Genomic DNA, 2,395 nt, shown 5'->3' with positions numbered 1-2,395 from the left:
CTCATCGCACAAGAGCAGATGGTGCGGCGTCACTTCGGCCGTGACGCGGATGCCGGCCCGCTTCGCGTCGCGGACGGCGCGCACCGATTCTTTCGTGCTGATATGGCAGACGTGATAATGGCATCCCGCTGCTTCCGCGAGCAGGACGTCGCGGGCGATGTGCACCGCTTCGCAGACGGATGGAATGCCGGCGAGCCCATGCCGGCGGGCGAACTCGCCGTCATGCACCGCGCCGCCGTTTTTTAATGTATCGTCCTCGCAATGGGCGACGATCGGCATATCGAGCGCCGCCGCCTGTTTCATCGCTTCAAACATCATCCCAGCCGACTGGACGCCGACGCCGTCATCGGTGAACGCGAACGCCCCTGCTTCTTTTAGCGCCGCAAAGTCAGCCAGCTCTTCCCCTTTTTGCCCGATCGTGATCGCCGCGTACGGAAGCACGTTGACGCGCGCCGTTTCGCGGATGCGGGCTTGCAGCCGTTCCATCTGTTCTTTCCGGTCCGGCACCGGATTTGTGTTCGGCATGGCGGCAACCGTCGTAAAACCGCCTTTCGCCGCGGCGAGCGTGCCCGTTTCAATCGTTTCTTTCGCCTCGCCGCCTGGTTCGCGCAAATGAACGTGCAAGTCGATCAAGCCGGGAGCGATGAGACGACCGCCGACGTCGATCACGTCCTCCCCATCCGCTTCGAGCGGCTGTTCATACAGGATCGCCGCAATGGTTCCGTGTTCCATTTTGAGATGTGTCCGCACCAATTTCCCATCTTCATTGAACGACATGCCATTTTTCAGCCATACGTCCATGCTCCATTCTCCCTTCCATTGCCCGTTTTAAGACGGCCATCCGTACGTAGACGCCGTTTTCCATTTGTTTAAAGATGCGCGATGCCTTCGCTTCGACCAGTTCGCTTGCGATTTCGACCCCGCGGTTGACCGGCGCTGGATGCAAAATGACAGCCCCTGGTTTCATCCGCCGCGCCCGCTCAAGCGTCAACCCGTACCGCACATGGTACTCTTCTTTTGTCAAGCCCATCGTTTCTGCATGCCGCTCGTGCTGGATGCGAAGCAGCATCACGACATCGGCGCAGGCGATGGCCTCATCGAGTTCGACGTACGTCCCGTGCGGATTCGTTTCGTCTTTCCACTCTTCCGGTCCGGAAAACAGGACGTTCGCGCCCAATCGTGTCAACACTTCCGCATTGGAGCGAGCGACGCGGCTGTGGCGGATGTCGCCGATAATCGCCACCGTCAAGCCAGTGAAAGCGCCAAACTCTTGGCGAATCGTCAATAAGTCCAAGAGCGACTGGGTCGGATGATGCCCGCAGCCGTCGCCGGCGTTGATGACCGGGATGCCGACCGCATGACGGAGCGCTTCGAAATACGCATCTTCGTGGTGGCGGATGACAACCGCGTCAACGCCGATCGCTTCAAGCGTCTTGACCGTATCGTACAGCGTCTCCCCTTTTTGCACGCTTGACCGTTCCGGGTCAAACGGGATGACATGAAGCCCAAGCTTCCGTTCCGCCATCTCGAAGCTGCATTTCGTGCGCGTGCTCGGTTCGAAAAACAAATTGGCGACATACATCGGCGCGGCCGGGCGCCAAGCGCGGCCGCGGCGGAACGCTTCCGCTTCATCAAGCAGCCGGGTGATGTCGGAAAGCGGCAGTTCGCTCAATGTAAAAAGATGGGTCATTGGCCTCTCTCCCTTTCTTTTTTTGCAAAAAAACACCTTGCCGGCTGGGCAAGGTGTGACGATCAGCGCATGGCAGAACCGGAGAAGGTGCACTCCGGCCCTGGATGCGCCTGTTTTCACACCTTTTTAAGCCTCACGGGACTTAATTAAAAGGTGTTTTGTATTCGATTTAGGCAACATGGCCGCTGTCGTTTTCAGCTTCAAATAAGTTTTCCGCTTCTTGCGGACGCCCCGGCAGCACTAAGTTGAGCAGGACGCCGACAATCGCCGAGAGCGCCATGCCGGTGATTTGGAAGCTGTCGCTGATTTTCAGCACCGCACCGCCGATGCCGATCACCAAGATAACCGAGGCGATGACCAAGTTGCGCGTCGCGCCGAAGTCGATGCGGCTGTCAACGAGCATCCGCAATCCGGACGAGGCGATGATGCCAAACAGCAAGATCGACACGCCGCCCATGACCGGCGTCGGAATCGAGCTGATCAGCGCCGTGATTTTGCCGACGAAGCCAAAGGCGATCGCGATGACCGCCGCGCCGGCGAGCACATAGACGCTGTAAACCCGGGTGATCGCGAGCACGCCGATGTTTTCCCCGTACGTCGTTTTCGGCGGGCCGCCGAGCAAGGCGGAAATCATCGTCGCTGTTCCGTCCCCTAAAATCGAGCGGTGCAGCCCCGGTTTTTGAATGAGGTCGCGGCCGATGACTT

3 protein-coding genes are annotated in these 2,395 nt (G+C 59.1%); all 3 read right to left on the bottom strand.

The genetic code is table 11. The features are described from left to right. Positions 1-801, bottom strand: an 801-nt coding sequence (locus tag VU18_RS19315) for a dihydroorotase (protein ID WP_047757801.1), incomplete at its 3' end; no start/stop codon positions are given. Continuing rightward, complete coding sequence (locus tag VU18_RS04915) at positions 764-1,690, bottom strand: aspartate carbamoyltransferase catalytic subunit (RefSeq protein WP_025039344.1); 927 nt, start codon at positions 1,688-1,690, stop codon at positions 764-766. The genes VU18_RS04915 and VU18_RS19315, both read right to left, overlap by 38 nt. 169 nt (positions 1,691-1,859) lie before the next feature. Next, a partial coding sequence (locus VU18_RS19310) for a solute carrier family 23 protein (protein ID WP_047757800.1) occupies positions 1,860-2,395 on the bottom strand: 536 nt, incomplete at its 5' end.

The organism is Geobacillus sp. ZGt-1 (assembly GCF_001026865.1).
Lineage (GTDB): Bacteria > Bacillota > Bacilli > Bacillales > Anoxybacillaceae > Geobacillus > Geobacillus thermoleovorans.
Note: the sequence above shows the minus strand (reverse complement) of the source record. Positions and strands in the feature narration are given on the sequence as shown.

Excerpts from the sequence above, each read along its gene's own strand:
- VU18_RS04915 (WP_025039344.1), bottom strand. The coding sequence starts at position 1,690 with ATGACCCATCTTTTTACATTGAGCGAACTGCCGCTTTCCGACATCACC.